General features: G+C 65.6%; 7 protein-coding genes. 5 read left to right on the plus strand and 2 right to left on the minus strand.

Translation table 11 applies throughout. The features are described 5' to 3' along the window. On the minus strand, positions 1 to 211 hold a 211-nt coding region (locus ACK1U9_RS21815), incomplete at its 3' end, for a metallothionein (RefSeq protein ID WP_449110179.1). Beyond that, positions 208 to 684 carry a phosphotransferase system, HPr-related protein gene (locus ACK1U9_RS21820; protein WP_108480985.1) on the minus strand — a complete coding sequence of 159 codons (477 nt, stop codon included), beginning with the start codon at positions 682 to 684 and terminating at the stop codon, positions 208 to 210. The genes ACK1U9_RS21820 and ACK1U9_RS21815, both read right to left, overlap by 4 nt. A 128-nt stretch (positions 685 to 812) precedes the next feature. On the opposite strand from ACK1U9_RS21820, the gene ligD reads away from it, so the two are divergent. From ligD to ACK1U9_RS21845, 5 genes are read left to right on the plus strand one after another with little or no spacing between them, the layout of a single operon-like run. Further along, positions 813 to 3,305, plus strand: coding sequence for a DNA ligase D (gene ligD, locus ACK1U9_RS21825; RefSeq protein WP_153671342.1), 2,493 nt, complete (start codon positions 813 to 815; stop codon positions 3,303 to 3,305). Between the two features lie 54 nt (positions 3,306 to 3,359). Then, positions 3,360 to 4,403 (plus strand): acyl-CoA dehydrogenase family protein, encoded by a 1,044-nt coding sequence (locus ACK1U9_RS21830; RefSeq protein ID WP_046614171.1) that lies wholly within the window; start codon positions 3,360 to 3,362, stop codon positions 4,401 to 4,403. Further along, the gene (locus ACK1U9_RS21835; RefSeq protein ID WP_046614172.1) at positions 4,400 to 5,155 is read left to right on the plus strand and encodes a PIG-L deacetylase family protein; all 756 of its coding nucleotides are present in this window, start codon (positions 4,400 to 4,402) and stop codon (positions 5,153 to 5,155) included. The genes ACK1U9_RS21830 and ACK1U9_RS21835 overlap by 4 nt, the downstream gene beginning before the upstream one ends. Before the next feature lie 11 nt (positions 5,156 to 5,166). Next, positions 5,167 to 5,766: a class I SAM-dependent methyltransferase gene (locus tag ACK1U9_RS21840; RefSeq protein WP_108480858.1), complete on the plus strand. Its 600-nt coding sequence runs from the start codon at positions 5,167 to 5,169 to the stop codon at positions 5,764 to 5,766. After that, positions 5,763 to 6,422, plus strand: coding sequence for a glycosyltransferase (locus tag ACK1U9_RS21845; protein WP_108480857.1), 660 nt, complete (start codon positions 5,763 to 5,765; stop codon positions 6,420 to 6,422). The genes ACK1U9_RS21840 and ACK1U9_RS21845 overlap by 4 nt, the downstream gene beginning before the upstream one ends. Positions 6,423 to 6,743 lie beyond the last annotated feature (321 nt).

Consider the following 6,743-nt stretch of genomic DNA (forward strand, 5'->3'; position numbering starts at 1 on the left):
GGTCACTCGCCGGGAAGGTCTCGTCCAGCGCATTGTCCACCGCGCTTTCCCCCGTCTTTTCGCCACAGTGGCAATCAGGCATCCGGCACGGCTCGCCATTGCGATGCCCGCTGGCACAGGCCTCGCAGCAATATACCTTGCCTTCGAGTTGCAAGGCATTGGCATCCACGGTGCAGGAACAATGAGCACAGGCACAACGTACCTCGTTCATGGCTTGCTCTCCTCGTCATCGATCACGTCATCGATCACGTCATCGGTCCACGGTTCGCCATCCAGCGGCGCGGAACGGGCCAGTTCGGCTTCGTCCAGGCCTATGCCGCCGCCAATCTCATTGGCTTCGACCCGCCTCAGGGTCTTGTCTGCAGGGCCGCCGCTGCCGCCCGGTTCGTGCGGGTCGCGGGCGCCGGTTTCGTCCAGCAGGGTGTCCGGGCTCAGGTCGTCGTAGGTGACGTTGTCCTCGTGCAGGCTATCGCTCAACGCCTCGCCGCCGGTCATGCCGCTTTCGGCCACGCGCCGCGGTGGGAACTCGCGTGCCACGTCCGCGGCCGGTCGCTCGTCACCCACACGCCCCTCGCGTTCATCCAGGCGCTCGTCGAAGTCCAGTTCATGCACGCTACCCATGCGGTCTTCGGTGTCGTCGATTTCAGTGGGAGTATATGGCTTCGGTTCATCTGCTCGGGCCATGTGCGTTCTCCGTCAGGTGGGTTCATTCGGTCGACTGCACCTGCTGCTGGAAGATTCAGAGTTTTTTTGAACTACCGCTCGGGCTGTTGCCTCCCAGATTAGAGACTGCGAACCGCCCGGAGCCCGTCATGGCCAAGCCCCTGCAGGAATATGCGCGCAAGCGCGACTTCAATGCCACGCCCGAGCCCAGCGGCAAGCGCAGCCGTGGCAAACGTGCCCATGCGCTGCAGTTCTGCATCCAGAAGCACGACGCCAGCCACCTGCACTACGACTTCCGCCTGGAGCTCGATGGCACGCTGAAAAGCTGGGCCATCCCCAAAGGGCCGTCGCTGGACCCCAAGGTGCGCCGCCTGGCCGTGCACGTGGAGGACCACCCGCTGGACTACGCCGACTTCGAAGGCCATATCCCCGAAGGCCACTACGGCGCAGGCGACGTGATCGTGTGGGACCGAGGCATCTGGGAGCCCGAAGGGGATGCGCATGAGGCCTATGCCAAGGGCAAGCTGCGTTTCCGCCTGCAAGGCGAAAAGCTCAGCGGTGTATGGAACCTGTTCCGCACTCACCTGGCCGGCAAGAAGGAGCAGTGGATGCTGGTCAAGTCGCATGACGGCCAGGCGCGTAGCGAAGCCGACTACAGCATCGTCGACGCCCTGCCCGACAGCGTGCTCAGCGACCGCACGCTGGTGCCACGCAAGCCGGCAGCCAAAAAGGCCGCCGCGCCGCGTCGCAAAACTGCCAGCAAAGGCCGGAAGCTGCCTTTGCCTGCGCAGCTGCAGCCACAACTGGCGACCTTGGTCGACTCCCCGCCCAGTGGCGACTGGCGCTACGAGGTCAAATTCGACGGTTACCGCATCCTTGCCCGCATCGACGGTGATGACGTGCGCCTGTTCACCCGCAACGGCCATGACTGGAGCGGCAAGATGCCCAGGCAGGTTGCCGCCTTGCGTGCGCTGGGCATCGATTCGGGCTGGCTCGATGGCGAGGTGGTGGTGGCCGGCGAAGACGGCGCGGCGGACTTCCAGGCGCTGCAGAACGCTTTCGACACCGAGCACGACGAGCACATCACCTATTACCTGTTCGACCTGCCCTTCCTGGGCGGCCAGGACTTGCGGCAGTTACCGCTGCAGGACAGACGCACCACCTTGCAGCGTTTGCTGGAACACAACGAGTCGGATGTACTCAAGTACTCCGCCGACTTTGACCAGCCCGTCGAATCCCTGCTCGACAGCGCCTGCCGGCTGCAACTCGAAGGCCTGATCGGCAAGCGTGTCGACAGCCCCTACAGCGGCCGCCGCAGCCCCGACTGGATCAAGCTCAAGTGCAAGCAGCGCCAAGAGTTCGTGATCGTCGGCTACACCGACCCCAAAGGCAGCCGCAGCGGTTTCGGCGCCCTGCTGCTGGCCTTGCACGACCACGACAGCGGCGAGTTGCGCTATGCCGGCAAGGTCGGTACCGGCTTCAGTGCCACCACTCTGGCCAGCATCCATGCCCGGCTGAAACCGTTGGAAATCGCCAGGCCGGCCCTACCCAACCCGCCCACAGGGGCCGAAGCCCGAGGCGTGCACTGGCTTGAACCGCAACTGCTGGCTGAAGTCGCTTACGCCCAGATGACCCGTGACGGCATCGTGCGCCATTCGGTGTTCCACGGCCTGCGCGATGACAAACCGGCTACTGCCATCGACCTGGAGCGCCGCATGCCCGCCAAGACCCTGCCCAAGCGCAATCAGGCCAAGGCCCCCGAGCCCTTGGGCGAACTTCGCCTGACTCACCCCGAGCGGGTGATTGACCCCACCAGTGGCGTAACCAAACGAGAGGTCGCCGAGTACTATGCCGCAGTCAGCCAGTGGATCCTGCCCCAGCTCAAGGACCGCCCGGTGGCGCTGGTGCGCGCGCCGGACGGCCTGGCCGGGGAGCTGTTCTTCCAGAAGAACGCCGGCCAGCTGCATCTGCCCAACGTGCTCAGCTACGACAAGGCCGAGGCCGGCCAGGCGGCGATGGTCATCAACCGCGCCGACACCCTGCTGGGTGCCGTGCAGATGAACATGCTCGAGCTGCACACCTGGAACGCTACCGACAAGGACTTCGACAAGCCCGACCGCTTCGTCCTCGACCTGGACCCGGACCCGGCACTGCCGTGGAAAGCCATGCTCGAAGCCACCCAGCTGGCCCTGACCTTGCTGGATGAACTGGGGCTGAAGGTGTTTATCAAGACCAGTGGCGGCAAAGGCATGCACCTGGTCGTGCCCCTGACCCGGCGGGCCAGCTGGGATGAGGTCAAGGCGTTCAGCCACGCCATAGTCGATTACCTGGCCAGGCTGTTCCCAGACAGGCTCAGTGCCGTGTCCGGGCCCAAGAACCGAATCGGGCGCATCTTCATCGACTATCTGCGTAACGGCAAGGGTGCTACCACCGCCTGCGCGTATACCCTGCGCGCCCGCGAAGGCCTGCCGGTATCCGTGCCGATCTGGCGTGAGGAACTGCCGCAGCTCAAGGGCGCCAACCAGTGGAACATCGGCAACGTGCTTGAGCGCCTGGGCGATGTGGACGACCCGTGGGCGGAATATGGCAAGACAAGGCAATCGATCACCGTGGCCATGCGCAAGCAGCTGGGGCTGGCCTGATGACGGCTTGCCTGCAGCGCTGCGCCCGCAGAGCCTCACCAAGGAGCCGAGCCCATGAGCATCGTCCAGGATTTTGACCTGACCAACCTCGATCGCCTGCTGCGTGCCTTCGGCGAGCGGCAGCAACCGCTCAACCTGGATACCCAGTTGCCGCAACTGATCCAGGCACTGCAAGCCGACCACCTCGACCTCCTGCCCCTGCCCGGTCAGGGCAACACGCTACGGCGTTGGCAAACACTGGCCCGGGTGGCAGGCTGTGACCTGGCCTTGGCCAAGTTGTACGAGGGCCACACGGACGCGTTGGCGATCCTTGCCGAATGCGCGGCTGCACACCACGCCGCCGAGGGTATATGGGGCGTGTGGGCCGCCGAACCGCCGGATGCCCGCGCCCGCATCGTGGCCCGTGATGGCGACCAGGTCCGCCTGGAGGGGCGCAAGGCCTGGTGCTCGGGCGCACTGCAGATCGACCGGGCGCTGGTCACGGCCTGGGACCAGCACGACCAGCCCCAGCTGGTGGCCATCGAACTGTCCCATCCCAGCCAGGGCCTTGCCATAGACCGCTGGCAGGCCATTGGTATGGCCACCACCGCCAGTGTCGAAGTTGAATTCAACCAAACCCCTGGCATCGCCATTGGCCGTCCCGGGCAATACCTGTCACGCCCTGGGTTCTGGCATGGCGGTGCCGGCATTGCGGCATGCTGGTACGGCGCCGCCGAAGCCTTGGCCGACTACCTGCGTGAACACTGCCGCAACCCCCGCCCCGACCCACACGCCGATGCTCACCTGGGTGCGGTCGATGCCGCCTTGTACGGCGCCAGGGCGGCACTGCGCGAATGCGCGGCGTGGATCGACCACCAACCAGGCGCAGACGCCAGCTTCGAAGTGCGGCGCACCCGCGCCCAGGTGGAACAGGCGGTGGAACAGGTGATCCACCACGTTGGCCGGGCGCTGGGCGCTACGCCTTTCTGCCGCGACAACCACTTTGCCCGGCTGAGCGCGGACTTGCCGGTGTTCCTGCGCCAGAGCCACGCCGAGCGCGACCTGGCGGCGCTCGGTGAGCAGTTGGCACAACAGCCGGCGGGAGTCTGGCAGCTATGAGCGAGAACCTGATCCAGGCGAACAGCGGTACGCCGTGGGCGGCCTGGCAGCAGGCTGCGCACCTGGCCAGGGCCACCTGGGTCACTCCGCAGCAGCTGTGCCCGCCGGGCCGTCGCCTGGTACTGCTGGCTCCGCACCCCGATGACGAGATCCTCATGGCCGGTGGGTTGTTGGCGGGCTTCCATGGCCGGGAAGACGACCTAGTGCTGATCTCCGCCACCGATGGTGAAGCCAGCCACCCAGGCTCGACCCACTGGAGCGAGCACCGCCTGCGCCGGCAAAGGCCGCTGGAGAGCCGCCATGCGCTGCAACAGCTTGACCTCGACCTCGGCCGCCTGGACTGGCGGCGGCTTCACCTCAAGGATGGCGCGTTGCCACGTGACGAGGCATTTCTGCTCAACCACCTGAGCCAGTTGCTTCGGCCTGACGACCTGCTGATGGCAACCTGGAGCGGCGATGGCCACTGTGACCACGAGGCAGTGGGCCGGGCTGCGGCGCAGGCAGCACGGGTGCGCAAGGTGCAATGCCTGGAGGTCCCCGTGTGGGCCTGGCACTGGGCGCGACCGGACGACCCGCGCCTGCCTTGGCCAAGGGCTCACCGCATCCAGCTGGACGAGGCCAGCCTGGCCCGCAAGCGCAAGGCCCTGGCCGCCCATGTCAGCCAGCTGGAGCCGGATGGCCAGCGCCCGCCCGTACTGCCGCCGAATTTGCTGGATTGCCTGCTGCAACCTTTCGAACTGGTGTTCCTGTAAATGGAGTTGTCATGAGCCTCGACCCACAGTATTTCGCCGACCTGTACGCCAGCAGTGAAGACCCTTGGGCCTTTCGCACGCGCTGGTACGAAAAGCGCAAGCGCGAGCTGGTCATGGCCAGCCTGCCGCGCCAGTGCTACCAGCGCGTGTTCGAACCGGCTTGCGCCAATGGCGAGCTCAGCGCCTTGCTGGCCGAGCGTTGTGCCGACCTGTTGTGCCAGGACCTTGACCCTACTGCGGTAGCGCTGGCCGGTGAACGCTTGGCTGAGCTGAGCAATGTCTCGGTGGAGCTGGCGCGGCTGCCGGCGGACTGGCCGCGTGGGCATTTCGACCTGATCGTGTTGAGCGAAGTGGGTTACTACCTGGACCCGACCGACTGGTTGCAGGTGATCGAACAGTCGGTGGCCAGCCTGACCTACGACGGCGGGCTGCTGGCCTGCCACTGGAAGCATCCCATCGCCGGCTGCCCGCAGGACGGGCGTGAAGTGCACCGCATGCTGGCGCGGCACCTTCCGCTGTATCTGCAGTTCCAGCATGACGAGGCGGACTTCCTACTGGAGTACTGGTCCGCTCAGCCCAGCGTGGTCGACCTGGACGAGACCTGCCCATGATTGGGGTGGTCATTCCGGCGCACAACGAGGCCCGACACCTGGGGCGGTGTCTGCGCGCAATGCAGGCTGCCGCCCTTCAGGCTCGGCAGTCGGGGCATCGGGTCGAGGTACTGGTGGTACTGGACCGCTGCAGTGATGGCAGTGCCGCCGTGGCAAGGCGCTTCGGTGTACAGATGCTGGCGGTGGATGCCGGCAATGTAGGCTTTGCCCGCCGGGTGGGCGCGGCATACATGGCCGAGCGCGGCGCGAAATGGCTGGCGTTCACCGATGCCGACAGCCGTGTGCCGGAACATTGGCTGCTTTCTCAACTGGCCTGTGATGCCGAGGTCGTATGCGGCACGGTGCATGTCGAGCACTGGCAACCCTGGCAGAGAGCCGCCTTGCGCAAGCTGTACCACAGCCGTTACCAGGCGCGTGAGGGGCATCGTCACGTGCACGGGGCCAATCTGGGGGTATGTACCGATGCCTACCACCGCGTAGGCGGCTTCCAGCCACTGGCGGCGCATGAGGATGTGCAACTGGTCAGCGCCCTGGAGGCCAGTGGTGCGCAGATCGTATGGACCGCCAGGCACAGCGTGGCCACCAGCAGCCGGCGCCACAGCCGCGCGCGCGAAGGGTTTGGTGATTATCTGGCGGGGTTGCAGACGCAGGTCTGATCCTGGTTCGCAAGCGGCGGGATCCCTGTGGGCGCACCTTGTGTCGCGAAAGGACTGCAAAGCAGCCCCAGCAATTTCAACTGTTGCGCATCAATCCTGGGGCCGCGTTGCGGCCCTTTCGCGGCACAAGGCCGCTCCCACAGGTACAGCGACAACTTCGAGAGCAACGCTGTACCTGTGGGAGCGGCTTTAGCCGCGAAGAATTCAACGCGGTGCATGGCACCGGCTGCGCCGGTGTTCGCGGCTAAAGCCGCTTGTATGGTGATACTCGAAGGGGTGGTGGGACGAAAAAGCCGAATCTGACTGTTCACAGCAGTACAG

The organism is Pseudomonas sp. XP1 (assembly GCF_053557675.1).

Coding starts and splice junctions, on each gene's coding strand:
- ligD (WP_153671342.1), top strand. CDS start 813: ATGGCCAAGCCCCTGCAGGAATATGCGCGCAAGCGCGACTTCAATGCC.
- ACK1U9_RS21845 (WP_108480857.1), top strand. CDS start 5,763: ATGATTGGGGTGGTCATTCCGGCGCACAACGAGGCCCGACACCTGGGG.
- ACK1U9_RS21840 (WP_108480858.1), top strand. CDS start 5,167: ATGAGCCTCGACCCACAGTATTTCGCCGACCTGTACGCCAGCAGTGAA.
- ACK1U9_RS21830 (WP_046614171.1), top strand. CDS start 3,360: ATGAGCATCGTCCAGGATTTTGACCTGACCAACCTCGATCGCCTGCTG.
- ACK1U9_RS21820 (WP_108480985.1), bottom strand. CDS start 684: ATGGCCCGAGCAGATGAACCGAAGCCATATACTCCCACTGAAATCGAC.
- ACK1U9_RS21835 (WP_046614172.1), top strand. CDS start 4,400: ATGAGCGAGAACCTGATCCAGGCGAACAGCGGTACGCCGTGGGCGGCC.